Genomic DNA, 22,363 nt, shown 5'->3' on the forward strand with positions numbered 1-22,363 from the left:
TCATACCGGTATCGCCTGCCCGGCTTCCATTGCGGACATTCCTGTCCGAAAATAGCCCATGCAAAGTCAACGTGCCGATGCGGCTGCCCGCCGCGCCCTGATCCTCGATGCCGCCGACAGCGTGTTCGGCCAGCATGGCGTGACCGCACCGCTGGACCTGGTGGTCGAAAAGGCCCAGGTCGGCCGCGCCACCCTGTACCGCAACTTCCCCGACCGCACCGCCTTGATCGAAGCGCTGCTGGACCGCACCGTGGCCCGCATCGCGCGCCAGGTGGAAACCCTGGGCGATCGCGACGATGCCTTGTTCGAGGTGCTGCAGGGCATGGCCTCGCGCATCGTGCAGTCGCCCGCGCTGGCCGACTACTGGCGCGCGGTGGACCCGGACGAACCCACGATCAAGGCGGCGCGGCAGACCGTGCACGCCCTGCTCAAGGCGCCCATCCAGCGCGCGATCGATGCCGGCCTGTGCCGCCCGGACCTGCAGGCGGCAGATATTTCGCTGATTTCCAGCATGTTGGGCGCCGCACTGCGCGGCAAGACCCGCGAGGAGCGCGCGCGGCTGGCCGGGCGCGCACTGCAACTGCTGCGCGGAGGGCTGGGCGGACAGGTCGATGGGAGTCGCTGATGCCCGAGTACCTCAAGCCCATTCCCGATTGGGAGGAACACGAAAAGCCGACCCTGCCCGGCTCGGCATCGATGCCGTGGCATCCGCCGCACCGCCGTGTCGCCTATGCGCTGGTCGCGCTGCTGGTGGGCATCACCGGCGGGCTGGGCAACGCGCTGGTCACCGCCAACCTGCCGTTCCTGCAGGGCCAGCTCGGGCTGACCCCGACCCAGGGAAGCTGGCTGGTGGCCGCCTATGCGATGGTCAACGTCACTGCCAACCTGCTGGCCTTCAAGTTCCGCCAGCAGTACGGCATCCGCCTGTTCGCCGAGATCGGCCTGGGGCTGTATGCCGCGCTGGCAGTGCTGCACCTGTTCGTGGGCAGTTTTGAAACCACCTTGATGATGCGTGCGGCCAGCGGTTTTGCCGGCGCGGCGTGCAGCACGCTGGGCACGCTGTACATGCTGCAGTCGCTGCCGCGACGCTATACCGGCAACCTGCTGGTGATCGGCGTGGGCATTTCGCAGATGGCGTTGCCGATCGCCTGGCTGGTGTCGCCGGGCCTGGTGGATACCGGCCAGTGGCACAACCTGTACCTGTTCGAAGCCGGCCTGGCGCTGTGCGCCTTCGCCGCGGTGGTGATGCTGAAGCTGCCGCCCGGTGCGCAGATCAAGGTGTTCGAGCCGATGGATTTCCTCAGCTTCGCGCTGTTCGCACCGGCGGTGGCGCTGCTGGTCGTGGTGCTGGCCCAAGGCTACCTGCGCTGGTGGTTCGACACGCCGTGGCTGGGCTTGGCACTGGTCGCCTCAGTCGCGCTAGGCACCACCGGCGTGGTGGTGGAACACTACCGGCGCAACCCGCTGCTGCAGACCCGCTGGCTGGCCAGCCCGGCAACCCTGCACTTCATCTTCGGCGCGTTCCTGATCCGCTTCCTCACCACCGAGCAGTCCTATGGGGTGATCGGCCTGATGCGCCAGCTGGGCATGGGCCCGGACCAGATGCGGCCACTGTTCGCGGTGATCCTGGCCGGGGTGATTACCGGCATTGCCACCAGCTCGCTGACCTTCGGGCCCAAACGCATCGTCGCGCAGCTGCTGATGGCGATCCTGCTGCTGGGCACCGCCGCGCTGCTGGACCAGAGCCGCACCAGCCAGGACCGCCCGCACGATTTCTTCCTCAGCCAGTTCCTGGCCTCGATGGGCGCGGGCATGTTCATGGGCCCCTTGATCATGATGGGCATCACCCAGGCACTGAAACAGGGCACCGACCACATGATCACGTTCCTGGTCACGCTGTCGATCACCCAGACCCTGGGCGGGCTGGCCGGCTCGGCGGTGCTGGGCACGTTCCAGCTGCATCGCGAGCAGGTCTATTCCACCGCCTTTGTCAGCCAGCTCGACCCCAGCGATGGCGTGGTCGCCCAGCGCCTGAAACTGCAGCAGCAGATCTATGCGCCGCTGCTCACCGATCCGGTGCAGCGCAGTGCCCAAGGCACCGCGCAGCTGGCACAGATCACCCGGCGTGAGGCCAACGTCCGCGGCTTCAATGACGTGTTCTCGTTGAGCGGCCGGGTTGCCTTGATCTTCCTGGGCTGGCTGCTGTTGTTGTCGTTGCGCACTGCCGTGCTCAAGCAGTGGCGCAAACGCCATCCCCACCCCGTTTCCCTGCAATAGGTCCTTCCATGTCCACGACGCCTCCGCGCGATGACAATCCTGATGAGGTCAACCCGCCGGTGCCCACCGATGCCGCACCGGTAACCGCACCGGCTGCGCCGGCCGCCGCCGCAGCGCCAAGCAGTGCACCGAAGTACCTCAAGCCCAGCCGGGGCAGCGTCGCGGTGATGATCGTGGTGGCGTTGATCGGCATCGCGCTGATCCTGCGCGCATGGTCATTGTGGCCGTTCAACAGCAGCTGGGTGAGCACCGACAACGCCTATGTGCGCGGCCAGATCACCGTGCTGGCGCCGCAGGTCAACGGCTATGTCACCGACGTGCTGGTGAAGGACTTCCAGCACGTCAGGCAGGGTGAACCGCTGCTGCGCATCGACGACCGCATCTACAAGGAAAAGGTGGCGCAGGCGCAGGCCAACCTGGACAGCGCGGTGGCCGCCTTGGCCAACTCCGACCAGGCGCAGGCACAGAACCGCGCGCAGATCGGCGCGGCCCAGGCGGCACTGTCGGCCGGCCAATCGGAACTGGCCCGCTCGCGCACTGAACTCAAGCGCTATGAGGAACTGGCCGACCAGCAGCTGGTGGCCCTCAACGACCGCGACAAGTTCCGCACCAGCGCGCAGGCCGCGCAATCCTCGGTGCAACAGTCGCAGGCGCAGATCCGCATTGCCGAGGAGACCCTGACCTCCACCCAGGTAGCGCGCAAAGGCCTGGAAGCCGGCGTCGAAACCGCCAAGGCGCAGCTGGAACTGGCACGCATCGACCTGGCCAATACGGTCATCCACGCCCCGCGCGACGGACAGGTCAGTGAAGCGTCGGTGCGCCTGGGCCAGTACGTCACCGCCGGCTCGCAGCTGTTGTTCCTGGTGCCGGACACGCTGTGGGTCGTGGCCAATTTCAAGGAAGGCCAGACCTGGAAGATGCGCATCGGCCAGCCGGCCACCTTCGCGGTGGATGCCTTCGACGGTGAGCGCCTGAGTGGTCATATCGAGCAGATCGCGCCGGCCACGGGTTCGGAATTCAGCGTGTTGCGCCCGGACAACGCCAGCGGCAATTTCACCAAGGTGGTGCAGCGGTTGCCGGTGCGGATCGCGATCGATCCGGATCAGGCGCTTGCCCCACGCCTACGTCCAGGCATGTCGGTGGTAGTGCGGGTCGATACTGCCGCGACCCCGAGGCAACAGCAGCAGGACCGGTAGGGTCGGTTCCCGAACGACCGCTGATAAAGGTGCAAGATCCGGTAACGCATGACCTGCAACGAAGGCGCAGCTTCGGCCCGGGTCATGCGTCCAAGTGCCTATAAACCGGATCGGCGGTCGTTTGGGAACCGACCCTACCGTCAGTCCAGCGCTTGTTTCACTTTCAGGGCGACCGCGCCGTATTGTCGATCAACCCCGTCGGGTGCGTCATCCCGCGCAGCGGGCGCACAGGCCGTGCACTTCCAGGGTCTGCGCCTGCGGCTGGAAGCCCAGCTCCTTGGCGCGCTTTTCCAGCTGGCTGACGATGTCGCGGTCTTCCAGCTCCACCGCGCTGTGGCAGCTGTTGCAGATGAGGAACGGCACCGAGTGCTGCGCGCTGCTGGGGTGGTGGCAGGCCACGAAGGCATTCACCGATTCCAGCTTGTGCACGAAACCATTCGCCATCAGGAAATCGAGTGCGCGGTACACGGTGGGCGGGGCATCGGCGCCCACGCCCTTGCCGCTGCGCACCCACTCCAGCAGCTCATACGCCTTGACCGGCTTGCCGGCTTCGGCGATCAGGCGCAGCACGTTGGCGCGGATCGGCGTCAGCCGCAGTCCGCGCTCCGTGCACACGCGCTCCACCACCTTCACGAAGTCCGAAGCGTCGTGAACGTGATGGTGTGGGGCGGTACAAGCGGTCTTGGCGGACATGCGGTCTCCTGTGGTCAGGCCGTCGGTACTTTAGTGAGTGCGACGTCGATGCGTTTCAAGGCCTCTTCACGCCCGGCCAGGAACACGGTCTGGGAAATGTCCGGGCTGACCTGGGTGCCGGTGATGGCCACGCGCAGCGGCTGGGCGACCTTGCCCATGCCGATCTCCAGCGCAGCGGCAACGTCGTGCAGGGCGACCGACACGCTTTCTGCGGTCCACTCACCAGCCGCGGCCAGCAGCTCGCGGGCCTTGCCCAGCGCCAGTTCCGCGCCCGGCTTGAAGTGCTTGGCCACCGCCGCCTCGTCGTATTCGACCAGCGGCTGGTACCAGACCACGGCCTTCTCGGCCATTTCCTTCAGGGTCTGTACGCGGTCGCGCAGCGCCACCACCACGTCGGCCGGGGCCGGGCCGGCGCCCAGATCCAGGCCCAGCTTGTTCAGCTGGTAGACCAGGTGCGGGGCGATGTCGGCCGGGTTTTCGGTCTTCAGGAAGTGCTGGTTCACCCAGCCCAGCTTGGCCATGTCCAGGCGCGATGCCTTGGAATTGCAGTTGGTCACGTCGAACAGGTCGATCAGCTCCTGGCGGCTGAACAGCTCCTGGTCGCCATGCGACCAGCCCAGCCGGGCCAGGTAGCTCAGCAGCGCGTCGGGCAGGTAGCCGGCGTCCTTGTACTGCATCACGTCGGCCGCGCCGGTGCGCTTGGACAGCTTGGCGCCCTGCTCGTCCAGGATCATCGGCATGTGGCCGAACTTCGGCACCGGCGCGCCGATGCCTTCGTACAGGTTGATCTGGCGCGGGGTGTTGTTGATGTGGTCGTCGCCGCGGATGACCTCGGAGATCCGCATGTCCCAGTCGTCCACCACCACCGCGAAGTTGTAGGTGGGGAAGCCGTCCGGACGGAAGATCACCATGTCATCCAGCTCGCTGTTGGCGATCTCGATGCGACCCTTGATCAGGTCATCAAACACCACCGTGCCTTCCAGCGGGTTCTTGAAGCGGATCACCCGGTTCGGATCGTCGCGGTACGGCAGGTTCAGCTCGCGCGCGGCGCCGTTGTAGCGGGGCTTTTCCTGCTTGGCCATGGCCGCCTCACGCATCGCATCGAGCTCCTCGCGGGTCTCGTAGGCGTAATAGGCCTTGCCGTCGGCGATCAGCTGCTCGGCCACTTCCTTGTAGCGGGCCACGCGCTGGGTCTGGTAGATCGGGCCTTCGTCGTAGTTCAGGCCCAGCCACTCCATCGCCTCCAGGATCGCGTCGATGGCGCCCTGGGTGCTGCGTTCGCGGTCGGTATCCTCGATGCGCAGCACGAATTCCCCGCCACGGTGGCGCGCCTCCAGCCAGCAGTACAGCGCCGTGCGGGCGCCGCCGATGTGCAGGTAGCCGGTGGGACTGGGGGCGAAACGGGTGCGGCAGGTCATGGGGGGCTCGGGAGAACGGGAATCGCGACGATTTTACCTGCCCCGGCCGGCATTGGGGGCCGGGGCGTTCACGTTCCCCCACCCGCCGGCCCGACGTGCTCGTAAAGCGCGGTCCAGCCGCGCGCGGACGCCTGTTCCTGCATCCGTTCCGGGTGGATCTGGCGCAGGTGGAACTGCATCCGCTGGCTGCCCGGGGTCGGGATCGCCCCGTACATTTCAGCCAGCGTCTCGGCGCTGGCGTCGCCCAGGGTCCGCGACGACAGCCGGCTGAAATAGCGCGACCCGAACAGATTGTTCACCCACTGGTTGAAGCGCGAGAGTTTCTTGAACACCATCAGCCCGAAGTTGGGATCGTAGAGCAGGTATTCGCGCCGCCCGTTGTCCAGCACGTTCACGCCGCAGGCCATGCTGTGCTGCGTGCCGCTGAAGACGAAATGGCTGCTGCGCGCGGTGTTGGCAAGGAAATTCGCCAGTGCATCGACGTGAATCAACGATGCCGCCGACATCGAACCGGGCTGCAGGGCCGCGCCCTGCGCGTCGCGGATCAGCGCCCGCAGCGCGACCGCATGCCGGCTTTCGGGCTCGCGGATCGCCTGGCGCAGGTGCTCCAGCACATGGATTTCTTCGCCCTGCCCCATCGCCGTGGCCATGATCCGCGACAGCCCGGTGCACATGCCCGCCGCGGATAATCCGGTGCCTTCGCCGAGCAGGCCCTGGGAGGCCTGGATGAACTGGCCGCCGGCGATGTAGACCGAGTCGTGCACCACCTCGTTGACCACGGTGTAGCGCTCGGCACGCAGCGTATTGTCCAGCCGCTCGATGATCACCGACAGTGCGCCCTGCTGCACCGGGTCGAGATGGCCCGACACGAACAGCTCCTTCATCTGCTCCAGCGAGGCGCTGTCGCGCGCCTGTTCCGGCGTCATCACCCGCTCCCAGTGATTCACGCCCCACTGGAAATCCTGCGAGCTGCTGTCCACCGAATGGGAGTGGGTGCGTTCGACCAGGGAATTCAGGGAACCGCGATAGCTGCGTTCCACCGACTGCCTGCGCTTGCTGGATCGGCTGATCGGTGCGCCGCCGCGCAGGCCGACGTCGCTGTGGGGTTCCCACGCCCCGTCGGCATTCAGCCGTACCGGCTGGTGGTAGAAGCTGCCCGGCTGCGGATTCTGCAGCCGCCAGGTGCCATGGGCACGGTCGAAGGCCACCTCGTATGCGTGCCCGCCCTGGCTGATGTATCGCCGGCCAAGGTAATCGTGGACGCCATTGTCGGCGGCGCGCGATCCGGACAGCGCCACGGGGCGGGCGTAACGCTCGGCCAGCTGCGCCAGTGGATCATCCACCTGCTCCCACGCCGGCGTCTGTATCGCCGGTTGCAGTCGTGAACCATCGCGCGCGGCCACCGCCGCCAGCCGCGCCGTGCCCAGCGGCGCCGACAACGCCAGCCCAAAGGCACCGCCTGCTGCCGTGCCAAGGCCAGCACGGCGTTGGCCGGGCGTATCGCCGTCGATCGCCTGCTCCACGCCCACCCCCAGCTGCAGCGCCGACAGCACCGCCACCACGGGCAGCGTTTCCGGCAGCACCAACGCGACCAGCCCCATTGCCTGCTCACAGCGCTCCAGCCGCGGCATCCAGCGGCGCCGGAACGCTTCCCACTCCGAGGTCATAAGCGTCTGCGCATCGCGGCGCGCGCGTTGCCGCAGCCGCGCGAGCAGTGCCTGCGACACCTCGCCGCTGATCGGCACCACCGCGCCCCCGTGTCCGAAGATCGCCTGGGTGCCGGCACCGAGCGCGGTATGCACGCCGTTGGACACCCAGCCGTCCTGCAGGTCGGCCAGGTCGAATGCGGTCTCCAGCCATTGCCGTCCGGTGTCGGTGGCTGCGGCGCGCTCGATCCAGCCCATCATGTCGGCCTCGCTGGCGAATTCGTGGAAGCGGTTGCGGTCGTTGGGGAAGTACAGCAGTACCTCCGGCCCCGCCTCGTCGCCAACGTGCAGCACGGTCGAGGCGATGCCATGGACCTGGAGCCAGCCGGTGCGCACCCCGGCACGCGCAACCGGCCGATAGGCGGGATTCTGCGACTCGGCCGCGGTCATCGTGCCGAACACACCGATGGCCAGCTGCATGCCGCGGGCGGACAACGATCCGTCGGCATGCTGTTGCGCGCAGCCGTACAGGTACCCGCCGCGCAGCGTGGTCAACACGGCCGGCGCGTGCGCCTGCCAGAACTCGTCCAGCGCGCGCAGGTAGTCGCCCTGCACATCCAGCTCGCGCGCCATCGAGAGCAGCTGCGATGCGTCCAGTCCCACTACCTCGCTGTTCTCGTCGAACACCGCGCTGTCGCTGCTGGTGTACAGGCCCAGCAGGCGCGCGGGCGTATCCTCGAAACCGGCCGCGCGGGTCATGGCACAGTCGGCGAAGCTGGCCGCCGCCTGCTTCTGCGCCCGGTTGTGGACCCACCCGCTGCGCGTCTGGTCGCTTGGATACCCGTCCTTGAAGGACACGATGTAACAACAGCTGCTGTCGAACGCGGTGCGGTAACGGCGCATGATTTCATCATCCAGGCGCTGTTGCACGAACGGTACCAGCAGGGGATAGGCGTGCTCGACCAGGCTGCGGCCGGCACTCAGCGCGTGCAGCCAGCGCGCGCCGTCCATGCCGGCGTTGCGCAGCGCACCCGGTGTGCCGGCCGGAAAGCGCGCCGTCCAGTGCGCCGCGCTGCGCGCGTTCAGACCGTCCATGTCCAGCGCGGCCAGCTCGCCTGCCGCGGCCAGCACCGGCACGGGAACCGGCAGGTACGGCAGGGCCAGCGCCGAATCGAGCGCATTGAAGGCCTCGCGGATGCGCGAAGGCGATGACAGGCCGGCGGCGCGCAGCTGCGCATGCCGCAGCTCCAGCGCCTGCATGAACAAGGCCCAGCGGAAGTCGCCGTCGATCCCGTAGGCCTTCACCACCGGCAGCGCGCCCTGCTGCCAGCGCGCGTGCTCGTTGACGGCCACGCGCACCGGCAACTGGTGGCGCACCTCGTCGGCAAGCTGCTGCAGCGCGGCGTCACTGCAGTTGAATGCCTCGATCAACGGAATCCGGGTGGTGCTGATCACCAGCGTGATCGGCGCCTGTGGCGAGGCCGCGGCTTGCGCGGTGACCAGCAGCACGCCGTGCAGCGGTACCGCATGGCCATGGTCGTTGGCCGCCAGCGCATGCACGTCGATCTGCCAGCCCGGCAGGGCCAGCGCGCGGCCGTTGGCGGCTTCGGCAAGATCGAAACGCGTCGGGAAGTCGGTCAATACCTTGACCGCTGCGGCCGCGTCGTCGCCGAGCTGGCCCGCTGCATTCAACAGCACCGCCGTGCCGGCGAGACGCCGTCCGATGCCCGAGACGAATCCTTCCGAACCCGGCGTCGGGCGGGCATGCCAGGCCTGTTCCAGGCACGCGTCATACCGGCGGCGGAAGGCGCCCAGGTAATCGCGCCCCTGCACCCTTTTGAACTCCTCCAGCGTCAGCTCGCGGCACTCCTGCACCGGGAAGTAGGTTCCCGGTACGCAGCGGTAGTAGAGCCCTGCATGACCCGTGTCGGCGTCGACCGGCAGCAGTGCCGCCCCCACCAGGGTGTGGGTGCTGACCAGTCCGCTGCGTACCCGCCGGTCGGGCGGGAGCAGCCGATGCTGGTTGCGGAACAGCGCGCCGGGCGGGCGCAGCTGGTCGGCTTCCCAGGCGCGCCATTGCTGGCTGTCCTGGAAGGTGTTGAGGTAGATCGTGGTGGGATCGATCCGCTGGCCGGTCACGTTGAGCAGGTCGGCGGCGACCTGGCGCGCGAGATCGGCGTCGAGGTTCGGCAGCGCGGCGGCGGACAGGGTCAGCGCCCGCTCGGAGGCCACCACGTGGCGCCACGCTGCGGTCAGGCGCTGGTGCTGCTCGCTGGCGTTGCGCCCCATCGACTGCACCCAGGTCAGCATCCGCGAGCGCGTCACCGCCAGGTCCACCCCGGCCGGTGGCGCGAGCGCGGCGGCGCCCGGCGGCGGCGCCTGCTGCGCCACATCGACCAGCAGGCGGGTGGCCGCGTCGAGCCGGGTGCGCTCGGTGGCATCCAGCCCTTCACCGCCGTTGCGTGGCACGGGGAGGGGGCGAAGCGCACGGCGCACCCGTGCCCTGCCCTCTGCGGGCGGAGGTCCGCCCAACGCATCGATGACCTCGCGTGCGATCCCGTTGGACGCCAGCAGGGTGGCCACGGTGGCGCGCAGCGACGTCGCATCGCCTCCTGCGCTCTGGTGCACGCGTTGCCACAGCACGTCCCAGATCGATCCGTCGCCGTCGCGGTCGATCACAGTGTCCAGAAGCCGCACTACGTGCTGCGTCCGCTCGTCCACCCGCGCCGCGTCCAATTCCGGACCAGGCTGCCGTTCCGGTTGCACTTCCGCCGTGGGCGCAGTGGCCTGCGTGTCGGCGGATGCCCAGCGCCAGCCCAGCGTCGCCACGCCCAGCCCGCCGCCGACCAGGCTTGCGGCCAGCGCCAGCATGCTGCGGCCGCCCTGCCGCGCTGCGCCCGACGCCACCGCGGGCGGCGCGCTGGCAATGGCTGGGATGGGCGCAGCGCTCCCTGTTGGCAACGCAGCGTCCGCCGTACCCCAACGCAGCGCCTTGATCCCGGGCGCGAGACCGGCAACGAACAGCACCGCATCGCCCAGTGCGCTTCGCAGGCTGTGGCGCGTCGTGGCGGCCAGGGCTGCACGCTCGGCGACCGACAACAGCCACTGGCCCAGCCGGTCCCCACGGCCGCCCTGGGTGGCCAGCAAGGGGTCTGGCGCGCCACCGGCCAGCTGGTCCAGCGTCGCCAGTATCCGGGCGCGCTGGGCATCGCCGATCAACGGCACGCCCGCGTCATCGACACGGTCGAACAGCGCCGGCAGCGCGCTGCGTGCATCGATGCAGGCGCCATTGAGCGCGGCGGCCGCAGCGGCCTGTGCCACCGCACGGTCGACCTGCGCCGGGGTCAGTGTCGGCATCCAGTCGCACAGCTGCTGGCGCACCGCGTCACGCTGACGGGATGGCGACATGCTGCACAAATGCTGCGCAACCTCGCGGGCGTCTGCCATGCCGAGGGTGCGCTCGGCATCAAGTGCTGCGTTCCAGTCGCGTCGGGGCTGGTCCAGCGGGCGGTACAGGGCATCGCGCATCGCCTGCAGCAGCGTATTGCGGCGAGCAACCGCGTCGGTAAGCAGTGCCCGCAACGGTGCGCACTGCACTTCCCAGTCCACCCGTGGCAGGGTCAGCAATGCCATCAGGCTGCTGCGCCAGGCGGCCCGCTGCGCGGGCGTAAGCGCCACGGGCAACAGCCGGTCCAGCGCATCGTCCACCAGCCCCTGCGCCATCGGCGCGGCCAGCGCCGTGCGGTGGAAGTGGGGCTGCAGGGTCAGGAAAAAATGGGCATCCAGCGGCCCCTGTCGCAAGGCAGCGGCGAGCGCGTCCAGCTCGCCGCGCGGTATGCCTTCCAACCACAGCCTGCGCGTCGGTGCGCACGCCGGTGTGTTGCGGATCGACACCGGTGCGACAGCAGGCCGGTGGCGCGACGATGGCGGGGACGACGGACTGGCCGGTGCGCCGCCAGCACGGCCCACCGGGGACAACGTAAGGTTCGCCATGGACGTGTGGTGAGGTGACGAGGGGCTGGAACCTAGCGCGATCCACTGCGGTTACCAGCCTGCCCTTGTCCCAGCAGCGTCCGGTGGTCCCACACGAAGCCGGAAGCGTCGTGTGGGATGGCGAATAACGTCAGCGCCGCCTACTTGAGGCCCGCGCCCAGTTCGTACCAGTCGATCCGGCGGGTGATCCACATCGCCGTGGCGAGCACCGCGAACAGCAGCAGCGAGCCCATCAGCAACGCATTGTTCTCCGACACCAGCAACCCGTACAGCGCGCCGTACAGCACCGTGAGCATCCCGGCAAAGCCCATGCCCCGCACCCAGCTGCGCAGCACGCCCGACAGGTACACCGCCTGCAATCCAATGCACGCCACTGCAGACACCACATACGCCACCCAGAACGGAATGTGCTCGGACAGGCTCAGCAGCAGCAGGAAGAAAATCGCCAGCGCCAGGCCCACCATCAGGTATTGCAGCGGGTGGATGCGCAGGCGCTTGATCAGCTCGAACAGGATGAAGCCCACGAACGTCAGCACGATGAAGAGGATGCCGTACTTGCTGGCGCGGTCGGCCTGGGTGTAGATGTCGACCGGGTTGACCAGCTCCACGCTTACCGTTTCCGGTTCCACATCGCGGTTGTCGCGCAGCTGGCGCTGGGCCTCCGATGCCAGCGAGGATACCGCCCACTCGGCGTCGAAGCCCTTCTCGCCCACCTTGCGCTCATTGGGCAGGAAGCTGCCACCGAACAGCGGGTGCGGCCACGGCGAGCGGATCGCGATGCGGCTGTCATCCCCGACCGGCACCACCGCCAGCGAACGGGTGCCATCGAGCACCAGCGACAGGTCCACCCTGCTGGATTTGAGCATGCCGCCGGTGTTGTCGGCGAAGCCCTGCAGCGGTACGTGCAGGCCCTTGCCGATGCCGGTGACATCACCGATGCCCGGCTGCAGCGTGAGCGCTTCGCCATCCACCTTCAGATCGGGCGAGCCGACCAGGCCGCGCACGTCGGCAATGCCCACCGCCAGGTACGGCGTGCCGTACACGCGCCCCGCCTTCACCGGGTAGTCGTCATCACTGAACTCGGCGCTGACCTTGGCTTTCCAGGTGTAGACCGGCACGCGGAACAGGCCAACCCGGCGTTCGTCGGGCAGCATGCCGCCATCGACGACCAGCTTGGACGGCATCTGCAGCCAGTAGCTCTGCTCCACCTGGGTTTCGATCTTCTTGGTACCGGCAGCGTCGACCACTTCGACCTGGCGGGTATCGGTCCACGGCACCACCCGGATCGGCCCGGTCAGGGTCTGCGCGCCGGCCCGGCTCTGCGCCACGCGCAGGTAGGCCTGGTCGCGGTACGCCTCGCGTTCGCTGATCACGCCTTTGATCATCATCAGCGGGATCAGCAGCAACAGGATCAGCCCGCCCACGATGGCGAACCGCAACAACATCTTCAGGGATTTCATCACCCGTCCTCGGTTGGGAAGGGTGCCAGCTTCAGCGCTGCCGGTGTGCGGGGTTTGTGGTCTATTTGAAGCGAATGTGAAGTGACGCGATGGCGCCGCCGCCGTCGCGGTTGCGCAGGCTCGCGCGGGCCGCCGTGAAGGCGCGCCACTTCCTGTACGAACGACAGGCCCAAGCCGGAACTGCGCTGGCCGGTGGCCGGCCGCGCCAGCGAGTAGAAACGCTCGAACACCCGTTCCAGCGCGTATTCTGGTACCCCGCTGCCACGGTCGGCCACCCGCAGCACCACGCCATCGCCTTCGCGCGAGGCGTCCAGCTGGATCCGGCTGCCCGGGCTGGAAAACGCCAGGGCGTTCTCCAGCAGGTTGTTCAGGGCCTGCCGCAGCAGGTACGCATCGCCCTGGATCTCGAGATCGTCGGCCATCTCGATGTCCACCGCGACGTCGGCCGCCTGCGCCCGCATCGCCACGGCATCGGCGGCGGCCTGCAACAGCGGCGCCAGCGCGATGCGTTCGCGCTTCTGCAGCCAGCCGTGCTGTTCCACTTCGGCCAGCGCCAGCAGCTTGTCGATGGTTTCGGTCAAGCGCTGTTCCTGGCCCTGGATGCTGCGTGCGAAATGCACCCGGTCAGCATCGGGCAGCGGCTCCTGCAGCAGTTCGGCCGCGCCGCGGATCGCCGCCAGCGGGCTCTTCATCTCATGGGTCAGCGACTGCACGTACTGCTCCACGTACGCCTTGCCTTCCAGCTTGCGGCGCATGGTTTCCAGCGCCTGGCCCAGATCACCGATCTCGTCGCGGCGCGGCCTGGGCGGCGGCACCGGTTCGCCGGCGCTGACCGCCTTGGCATAGCGGTTGAGACGGTTCACGCCGTGCATCAGCCAGGCCGTCATCAACAGACCGATCAGTGCCGACAGTCCGATCAGCCACGCGCCGCGCTGCAGAATGGCGCGCTGGCTGGCGGCGATGAACGGGTCGATGCTGCGGTTGGGCTGGGCCAGGCTGAGCACGCCGATCAGCTTGCCCGGGTCGGCCGGATCATGGATCGGCGCGGCCACGTGCATTACCGAATGGACTTCATCACCGGGCGTTTCCGGGCTGGAGCGCGCGCCGTATTCGCCGCGCAGGGTGCGGTAGACATCGTTCCAGCGCGAATTGTCGCGGCCGATGTCCTGCCCGGTGGAGTCATACACCACGATGCCGCGTGCATCGGTGATGGTCACGCGGTAATCGAGGCTGCGCTTGGGAAAGCGCCACACCATCGCCTTGGGATCGCGGCGCTGTGCGCGTGCCAGGTTGGCCACGAACGGGCCGTTGCGGATATGCCCGGCCTTGAGGTCGGCCGCGGCCATTTCCGCCAGCACGTTGGCCGCATCCACCAGGGTCGACTCCATCGCCTGGCGCACCCCGGGCTTCACTTCATTGACGAACACGCGCATCACGAAGAATGCGGCGATGCCCACGATCAGGAAGAAGCCCAGGAACAGTTTCAGCCCCAGCCGCACGCTACACCTCCAGCGCGTAACCCACGCCGCGATGGGTGCGGATCGGGTCGGGCTCGGCCCCGGCTGTGCGCAGCTTGGCGCGCAGGGTCTTTACGTGGGTGTCCACGGTGCGGTCGGCGCTGTCGGCATCGGTATCCCAGCCGCGGTCCATCAGCTGGGCGCGGCTGAGGATCGCGCCGGGGCGCTGCAGCAGTGCGGCCATCAGCGCGTATTCGTAGCGGGTCAGGTCCAGCAGCTGCTCGCCGAAGCGGATGCGGCGGCCTTCGCGGTCGATCGCGAAGCGGCCATGCTGCTGCCAGCCGGCCGCCTCCGCAGGGGCCGGTGCCACCGCGCGGCGCAACCGCGCCCGCACCCGCGCCACCAGCTCGCGCGGCGAGAACGGCTTGGCCACGTAGTCGTCCGCGCCCAGCTCCAGACCCAGCACCCGGTCGAATTCGTCATTGCGGGCGGTCAGGAAGATCACCGGCACGTCGCTGAAGGTGCGCAGCGTGCGGCACACCTCGAAGCCGCTCATGTCCGGCAGGCCCACGTCCAGCACCACCACGTCCACCGGCTCCTGGCGCAGCAGCTGCAGCGCCTGCCCGCCCAGCAGGCAGTGCCGGGCCCCGTAGCCCTCGCTGCGCAGCGCGTAGAGCACGGTATCGGCGATGGCGGCTTCGTCTTCGACGACCAGGACGTTGTGCAGGGGGCGGTTCATGCGCGCAGCATAGCCGCTGGGGCCGCCGCCCCGTACACTGCGCCGATGAATTACCGCCACGCCTTCCATGCCGGCAACCACGCCGATGTGCTCAAGCACATCGTCCAGCTTGCCCTGCTCGACACCTTCAAGCGCAAGGACAGCCCGTTCTTCGTGCTGGACACCCACGGCGGCGCGGGCCGCTACCTGCTGGCCAGCGAGGAAAGCCGCAAGACCCTGGAGGCCGAGGACGGGGTGATGCGGCTGATGGCCCAGCCCAAGCTGCCGGCCGTGGTCGAGCGTTACCTCAAGGCGGTGCAGGCCGACAACCCGGTCGGGGCGATGATCAGCTACCCCGGCTCGCCCCTGCTGAGCGCGCAGACCCTGCGCGAGCAGGACCGCATGGCCGTGTGCGAGCTGCAGGATGCCGAAGCGGCCTCGCTCAAGGCGCTGTTCGCGCATGACAGCCGGGTGGCGGTGCTGCACGCCGACGGCTACGCACAGAACAAGGCGCTGCTGCCGCCCAAGGCCAACGGCGTGAAGATCGGCCGTGGCCTGGTCCTGATCGACCCGCCCTACGAGGGCCAGGATGCCGAGTACCAACGCATCCTTGCCTCGGTGAGCGAGATCCTGGCGCGGTGGCCGCAGGCCAGCTTCGCCATCTGGTTCCCGATCAAGCAGCGCCGCACCATCCTGCACTTCCTGCGCAAGGCCTGCGCCCTGCCGGTGAAGTCGGTGCTTACAGTAGAACTACTGGTTCGGCCCGATGACTCTCCCCTTCGGCTCAACGGCAGTGGCATGCTGTTGCTCAACCCGCCCTGGCAGTTCGACCAGGTGCTGGCCCCGGCCATGCCTGCGCTGAAGCAGTATCTGGGCGAAGCCGGCGCCAGTACCCGCCTGCAGTGGCTCAAGCAGGCCGAGTAACGCCACGACCGCCCGCTGAACGGCGTGAGTGTTTCGTTCACGGAACGCGCCCCCGGGGATGCGAGAATCCGAAGACCACCAAGGAATCACCGGTATGGCTACCCGTAACCGCATGCCGCCCTGGCACGAAGTTTTCAAAGCGCCCAGCGGCCATGAGCTGCTGATCCGCCCGATTCGTCCCGAAGACGACGAACCCCTGAAGGGAGCGTTCAGTCTGTTCGGGCCCGCAGAAGTCCGCGATCGGCTGACGCAGTCGGTCGATGAGCTTTCTGCGGAGGCGGCGTATCGACTCACCCATCCCAACGTCAAGAACGAGATCGTTCTGGTCGCCGCCGAAAACGAGCAGGCAGGCGTTGCGGTGGTCGGTGCGCTGGCACGCGCGTCGATCATCCCGGGCACGAAGGATGCCGAATACTCGATCCTCATCAGCCGGTTCCTCATCGGCCAGGGCCTCGGCCGGCAGTTGATGCGCAAGCTGGTCAAGTGGGGCAAGGGCAAATACCTGGATCACCTGTACGGCGACGTGCTGGAAGCAAACGAGCCGATGAAGCAGCTGGCCGCCTCGCTGGGCTTCAAGGCCGTGCCGCATCCGCAGGGCACGCCCGGCCTGGTGCGCATGGTGCTGGACCTCGATCCGGGCCAGTAAGAGGTCATCACGTGGCGGTCTGCTAAAATCGACCGCTCATGTCACGCACCTCAACTCCTACACCGCCGCTGCCCCGTTCCGGGCAGCTCCGCGCCTGGTGGCGCGCTCCCGCCTCGCCCACGGCGCTGGCGTGGTACATCGCACGCGCTGCGGAAACGCACGACGGGCCGTTGCTGGTCATCGCGCGCGACAATCACGGCGCCAACCAGATCGAGTCCGACCTGCGCACCCTGCTGGGCGCCGCGTCGGACCTGCCGGTGGTGGCCTTCCCGGATTGGGAAACGCTGCCCTACGATGCCTTCAGCCCCCATCCGGACATCATTTCGCAGCGCCTGGCCGCACTGCACCAGTTGCCGACGCTGCGCCGTGGGATCGTGGTGGTGCCGGTGCAGACCCTGCTGCAGCAGCTGGCCCCGCTCAAGTACATCATCGGCGGCAGCTTCGACCTGAAGGTCGGCCAGCGCCTGGATCTGGATGCGGAAAAGCGCCGGCTGGAAGCGGCCGCCTACCGCAACGTGCCGCAGGTGATGGACCCGGGCGATTTCGCCGTGCGCGGTGGCCTGCTCGACGTGTTCCCGATGGGCGCGGAAGCGCCGTTGCGGATCGAGCTGTTGGATGAGGACATCGATTCGATCCGCGCCTTCGACCCGGAAAGCCAGCGATCGCTGGACAAGGTCGACGCGGTGCGCATGCTGCCCGGCCGCGAAGTGCCGTTGGACGAACTGAGCGTGTCGCGGGTGCTGGCCACCCTGCGCGAGCGGTTCGACGTGGATACCCGGCGCAGTGCGCTGTACCAGGATCTCAAGTCCGGGCTGGCACCGGCTGGCGTTGAGTACTACCTGCCGCTGTTCTTCGACGCGACCGCCACGCTGTTCGATTACCTGCAGGCGAACGCGCTGCCGGTGATCGCGCCGGGCGTGGGCGAGGCGGCGGCTTCGTTCTGGGCGCAGACCCAGAACCGCTATGAGCAGCGCCGGCACGATGTGGAGCGCCCGTTGCTGGCGCCCACCGAGCTGTACCTCAGCCCGGAGGGTCTGAGTGCACGTTTGAACACCCTGCCGCGCATCGAGGTCTGGAGCGCCGACCACCCGCGCATCGACGAAGCCACGCCGCTGGGCGACCAGCCGCTGCCGCCGCTGCCCGTGGCCGCGCGCGATGCGCCGGCCGGTGAGGCGCTGAAGTCGTTCCTGGGCCACTACCCGGGTCGGGTGCTGATCGCCGCCGATTCGCCGGGCCGCCGCGAAGCGTTGCTGGAAGTGCTGCTGTCGGCCGAACTGAAGCCGCCGGTGGTGGCCGACCTGCCGACCTTCCTGGCCGATCCTGGCCAGCGCTTCGCCATCACGGTGGCGCCGCTGGAAGACGGCTTCGCGCTCGATGCACCGCCGCTGGCGGTATTGACCGAGCGCCAGCTGTTTCCCGAGCGCGCCGGCACCACCCGGCGCAGCCGACGGGTCGGGCGCGAGCCGGAAGCGATCATCCGCGACCTGGGCGAGCTCACCGAAGGCGCGCCGATCGTCCATGAAGACCACGGCGTCGGCCGCTACCGCGGGCTGATCGTGCTCGACGCCGGCGGCATGCCGGGCGAGTTCCTGGAGATCGAATACGCCAAGGGCGACCGGCTGTATGTGCCGGTGGCCCAGCTGCACCTGATCAGCCGCTACTCCGGTGCCTCGCCGGAGACCGCGCCGCTGCACTCGCTCGGTGGCGAACAGTGGAGCAAGGCCAAGCGCCGCGCGGCCGAGAAGGTCCGTGACGTGGCCGCCGAACTGCTGGAGATCCAGGCCCGCCGCCGCGCGCGCGCCGGCCTGGCGCTGCACGTGGACCGCGCGATGTACGAGCCGTTCGCGGCCGGCTTCCCGTTCGAGGAAACCGCCGACCAGCTCGCCGCGATCGACGCCACCCTGCGCGACCTCGCCAGCAGCCAGCCGATGGACCGCGTGGTCTGCGGCGACGTCGGCTTTGGCAAGACCGAAGTGGCCGTGCGCGCCGCGTTCGCCGCCGCCAGCGCCGGCAAGCAGGTCGCCGTGCTGGTGCCGACCACGCTGCTGGCCGAACAGCACTACCGCAACTTCCGCGACCGCTTCGCCGATTGGCCGCTCCGGGTGGAAGTGCTGTCGCGCTTCAAGAGCACCAAGGAGATCAAGGCCGAGCTGGAAAAGGTGGCGGCCGGCACCATCGACGTCATCATCGGCACCCACCGCCTGCTGCAGCCGGACGTGAAGTTCAAGGACCTGGGCCTGGTGGTGGTGGACGAAGAACAGCGCTTCGGCGTGCGCCAGAAGGAAGCGTTGAAGGCGATGCGGGCCAATGTTCACCTGCTGACCCTGACCGCCACGCCGATTCCGCGCACGCTCAACATGGCCATGGCCGGCCTGCGCGACCTGTCGATCATCGCCACCCCGCCGCCGAACCGGCTGGCGGTGCAGACCTTCATCACCGCCTGGGACAACGCGCTGCTGCGCGAAGCGTTCCAGCGCGAACTGGCCCGTGGCGGCCAGCTGTATTTCCTGCACAACGACGTGGAAAGCATCGGCCGCATGCAGCGCGACCTGGCCGAGCTGGTGCCCGAGGCACGCATCGGCATCGCCCACGGGCAGATGCCCGAACGCGAGCTGGAGCGGGTGATGCTGGACTTCCAGAAGCAGCGCTACAACGTGCTGCTGTCGACCACGATCATCGAATCGGGCATCGACATCCCCAACGCCAACACCATCATCATCAACCGCGCCGACCGGTTCGGCCTGGCCCAGCTGCACCAGCTGCGTGGCCGCGTCGGCCGTTCGCACCACCGCGCCTACGCCTATCTGGTGGTGCCGGACAAACGCTCGATGACGCCCGATGCCGAAAAGCGCCTGGAAGCCATCGCCTCCATGGACGAACTTGGCGCCGGCTTCACCCTGGCCACGCACGATCTTGAGATCCGCGGCGCCGGCGAACTGCTGGGCGAAGACCAGAGCGGGCAGATGGCCGAAGTGGGCTTCAGCCTGTACACCGAACTGCTTGAGCGCGCGGTGCGCAGCATCCGGCTGGGCAAATTGCCCGACCTGGATTCGGGCGAGGAAGTGCGCGGTGCCGAGGTTGAGCTGCACGTGCCGGCGCTGATCCCGGACGACTACCTGCCCGACGTGCACACCCGCCTGACCCTGTACAAGCGCATCAGCAGCGCGCGTGACAGTGGCGAGCTGCGCGAACTGCAGGTGGAGATGATCGACCGCTTCGGGCTGCTGCCGGACGCGGCCAAGCACCTGTTCGCGGTGGCCGAGCTGAAGCTGCAGTGCAACGCACTGGGCATCCGCAAGCTGGAACTGGGCGAGAACGGCGGCCGTATCGTGTTCGAGGCCAAGCCGTCCATCGACCCGATGGCGGTCATCCAGATGATCCAGAAGCAGCCCAAGCTGTACACCATGGATGGCCCGGACAAGCTGCGCATCAAGGTGCCGCTGCCGTTGCCCGAAGACCGCTTCAACGCGGCCAAGGCGTTGTTGACCACGCTGACGCCGGGCTGACCGCCGCGCTGACCACGCTGACGCCGGGCTGACCTCCCCCGCGAAGGTAGAGCCGACTGTTAGTCGGCTACGCGGACCGGACCCGAGCGCGGACAGCAGCGGACTAACAGTCCGCTCTACCGTCCGCTCTACCTTGGACGCCGCTCGTACAAAAAAGGGCCCGGCATTGCCGGGCCCCTTCGATTACCAGATCACCACGCGCTTGTCGTCGGCACGCACCATCCCGTCGCCCGGCTTGCACTCGAACGCCTGCGCGAACGCCGGCATGTTCGACGGCGCGCCATTGGCACGGAAGTTCGCCGGCGCATGCGGGTCGGTGTTCAGGCGCACGCGCAGTTCGCCGTCGGTGAAGTTGCGGCGCCACACGGTGGCCCAGTTCATGAAGAAGCGCTGGTCCTGGCTGTGCCCATCCACGGCCACGTTGGCCTTGGGGTTCTCCTTCAGCGCCATCTGCAGCGCGTCGTAGGCCACGGTCAGGCCGCCCAGGTCGCCGATGTTCTCGCCCAGGGTCAGCTTGCCCTTCACGTTCACGCCCGGCAGCGATTCATAGCCATCGAACTGCGCCACCAGCTGGTCGGTACGGCCGGTGAAGGCCTTGCGGTCGCTGTCGGTCCACCAGTTGTCGAAGTTGCCATTGGCGGCGAACTGGCTGCCCGAATCATCGTAGCCGTGCATCATTTCGTGGCCGATCACCGCACCGATGCCGCCGTAGTTCAGCGCCGGATCGGCCTTGGCGTCGAAGAACGGCGCCTGCAGGATCGCGGCCGGGAACACGATCTCGTTCTTGGTCGCGTTGTAATAGGCATTGACGGTCTGCGGGGTCATGCCCCACTCCGTCTTGTCGACCGGCTTGCCGATCTTGTTGAGCATGTAGCGGTAGTTGAACGCGCGCGCGGCCTGCATGTTGCCCAGGTAGCTGTCGGCGTTGGTCTCAAAGCCCGACCAGTCGCGCCACTTGTCCGGGTAACCGATCTTCGGGGTGAAGCTGGCCCACTTCTCCAGCGCCTTCTTGCGGGTGTCTTCGCCCATCCACTCCAGCTTCTCCAGGCGCGCCTTCAGTGCCACCGAGAGGTTTTCCACCAGGTGCTGCATCTGTTCCTTGGACTCGGCCGGGAACACCGCGTCCACGTACAGCTGGCCAAGGCCTTCGCCGATGGAAGTGTTGACCGACTCCAGCACGCGCTTCCAGCGCGGCTGCATTTCCTTCTGGCCACGCAGGGTGGTGCCGTAGAAGTCGAAGTTGGCCTTCTCAAACGCACTGCTCAGGTAAGGCGCGGCGTCATCGACGGTGTGGAAGCGCAGATAGGCCTGCCAGGTCGAGGCCGGCACTTCGGTGAGCATCTTGTCCACTTCGCCGAAGAAGCCCGGCTGGGCCAGCGAGAACTTCTGTGCGGCCGGCACCTTCAGGGTGTCGAACAATGCGGTCCAGCTGAAGTTCGGGGTCAACTTGTCCGCTTCAGCGGCGCTGACCGGGTTGTAGCGCTTGGCCGGATCGCGCAGTTCGATGCGCGACAGCGAAGCCTTGGCCAAGCGGGTTTCGAACTCCATCACCGCCTGCGCCTGGGTCTTGGCCTGCGCGGCGTCCACCCCGGACAGGGTCAGTGCCTGCGCGATGTAGGCCACATAGGCCTCGCGGATTTTGGCCTGCGATTCGTCGAAGTAATAGCCCTTTTCCGGCAGGCCCAGGCCGCCCTGGCCGACATAGGCGATGACGTTGGCCGAGTCCTTGTAGTCGGCGTTGGCCGACAGCGAGAACAGCACGCCCTGGCCCTGTGCCTGGCTGTCGCGCAGGTACTGGGTGATGGCGGCGGTGTCGTTCAGCGCGGCGATCTTGTCCAGCTGCGGCTGCAGCGGGGCGATGCCGGCCGCTTCGATCTTTGCTTCATCCGAGCCGGTCTTCCAGATATCACCGATCTTGGCTTCCACCGAGCCGGCCTTGGCCTGGCTGGCGGCCGCCTGCTGCACCAGCGCGTGCTGCACTTCCAGCGAGCGCTCGCGCAGGATCTCGAAGCTGCCCCAGGTGGTCTGGTCGTTCGGCACCGGGTTGGCCTTGAGCCAGCTGCTGTTGACGAACCCGTTGAGGTCGGTACACGCGGCGATGGCCGGGTCCAGGTCGGCGCTGTTGAGCGAGATCAGCGGCGTCTTGATCTGCGACAGATCGAACGCCGGCTTGGCATCGGCCACGGCGGCAGCCGGCGCGGTATCGGTCTTGCCACAGGCCGCCAGCGACGCGGCGATGGCAACGGTCAGGCCCAGCGGGACCAGCTTGGAAAACTTCATTCGACTCTCCGGCTACAGGGAAGCATCACCCGCAATGCGGGCAATCAGGCAGCGTAGCGCGGGTGAGCGGGTTCGGGACCGGCCAAAGGTCACAGGGTGTATCGACCAACGGTCGATACCTGCCTGCCCCACCGGTAGGTGCGGACCGT

General features: G+C 67.9%; 12 protein-coding genes and 1 pseudogene. 6 read left to right on the forward strand and 7 right to left on the reverse strand.

Annotated elements, in window-relative coordinates:
* The first annotated feature begins 58 nt into the window (after positions 1-58).
* From QE395_RS12440 to QE395_RS12450, 3 genes are read left to right on the forward strand one after another with little or no spacing between them, the layout of a single operon-like run.
* Positions 59-625 carry a TetR/AcrR family transcriptional regulator gene (locus tag QE395_RS12440; RefSeq protein ID WP_068850351.1) on the forward strand — a complete coding sequence of 189 codons (567 nt, stop codon included), beginning with the start codon at positions 59-61 and terminating at the stop codon, positions 623-625.
* Positions 622-2,277, forward strand: a complete 1,656-nt coding sequence (locus QE395_RS12445) for an MFS transporter (RefSeq protein ID WP_306990496.1) — start codon at positions 622-624, stop codon at positions 2,275-2,277. The genes QE395_RS12440 and QE395_RS12445 overlap by 4 nt, the downstream gene beginning before the upstream one ends.
* Before the next feature lie 8 nt (positions 2,278-2,285).
* Positions 2,286-3,473: an HlyD family secretion protein gene (locus QE395_RS12450; protein ID WP_306989330.1), complete on the forward strand. Its 1,188-nt coding sequence runs from the start codon at positions 2,286-2,288 to the stop codon at positions 3,471-3,473.
* A gap of 207 nt (positions 3,474-3,680) precedes the next feature.
* Here the strand turns inward: QE395_RS12450 and QE395_RS12455 are convergent, their stop codons facing one another.
* From QE395_RS12455 to creB, 6 genes and pseudogenes are all read right to left on the reverse strand, one after another.
* A complete protein-coding gene (locus QE395_RS12455; protein ID WP_068850345.1) occupies positions 3,681-4,166 on the reverse strand; it encodes a Fur family transcriptional regulator in 486 nt (161 codons plus the stop codon).
* 14 nt (positions 4,167-4,180) lie between these two features.
* Positions 4,181-5,584 carry a glutamate--tRNA ligase gene (gene gltX / locus QE395_RS12460; RefSeq protein WP_093533136.1) on the reverse strand — a complete coding sequence of 468 codons (1,404 nt, stop codon included), beginning with the start codon at positions 5,582-5,584 and terminating at the stop codon, positions 4,181-4,183.
* 68 nt (positions 5,585-5,652) lie between these two features.
* Positions 5,653-11,076, reverse strand: a complete 5,424-nt coding sequence (locus QE395_RS12465) for a DUF6543 domain-containing protein (RefSeq protein WP_306989333.1) — start codon at positions 11,074-11,076, stop codon at positions 5,653-5,655.
* 287 nt (positions 11,077-11,363) lie between these two features.
* Entirely contained in the window at positions 11,364-12,683 is a 1,320-nt protein-coding gene (gene creD, locus QE395_RS12470) for a cell envelope integrity protein CreD (protein ID WP_093533134.1), read from the reverse strand.
* Positions 12,684-12,744: 61 nt separating this feature from the next.
* A pseudogene (creC, locus tag QE395_RS12475) lies at positions 12,745-14,182 on the reverse strand (two-component system sensor histidine kinase CreC).
* A 1-nt stretch (position 14,183) separates the two neighbouring features.
* Positions 14,184-14,879, reverse strand: coding sequence for a two-component system response regulator CreB (creB, locus tag QE395_RS12480; RefSeq protein ID WP_068850332.1), 696 nt, complete (start codon positions 14,877-14,879; stop codon positions 14,184-14,186).
* 45 nt (positions 14,880-14,924) lie between these two features.
* Here creB and rlmJ point away from each other — a divergent pair, with 45 nt between their 5' ends.
* The 3 genes from rlmJ (at position 14,925) to mfd (ending at position 19,934) form a co-directional block, all read left to right on the forward strand.
* On the forward strand, positions 14,925-15,782 hold the full coding sequence (rlmJ, locus tag QE395_RS12485; RefSeq protein ID WP_210131498.1) for a 23S rRNA (adenine(2030)-N(6))-methyltransferase RlmJ: 858 nt from the start codon (positions 14,925-14,927) through the stop codon (positions 15,780-15,782).
* Between the two features lie 94 nt (positions 15,783-15,876).
* A complete protein-coding gene (locus QE395_RS12490; protein ID WP_217538780.1) occupies positions 15,877-16,428 on the forward strand; it encodes a GNAT family N-acetyltransferase in 552 nt (183 codons plus the stop codon).
* Between the two features lie 38 nt (positions 16,429-16,466).
* Positions 16,467-19,934: a transcription-repair coupling factor gene (gene mfd / locus QE395_RS12495; protein ID WP_306989339.1), complete on the forward strand. Its 3,468-nt coding sequence runs from the start codon at positions 16,467-16,469 to the stop codon at positions 19,932-19,934.
* 183 nt (positions 19,935-20,117) lie between these two features.
* Here the strand turns inward: mfd and QE395_RS12500 are convergent, their stop codons facing one another.
* Positions 20,118-22,214 carry a M13-type metalloendopeptidase gene (locus QE395_RS12500; protein WP_095363364.1) on the reverse strand — a complete coding sequence of 699 codons (2,097 nt, stop codon included), beginning with the start codon at positions 22,212-22,214 and terminating at the stop codon, positions 20,118-20,120.
* Positions 22,215-22,363: the final 149 nt, after the last annotated feature.

It is taken from the genome of Stenotrophomonas sp. SORGH_AS_0282, from assembly GCF_030818125.1.
Classification (GTDB): Bacteria; Pseudomonadota; Gammaproteobacteria; order Xanthomonadales; family Xanthomonadaceae; genus Stenotrophomonas; species Stenotrophomonas rhizophila_A.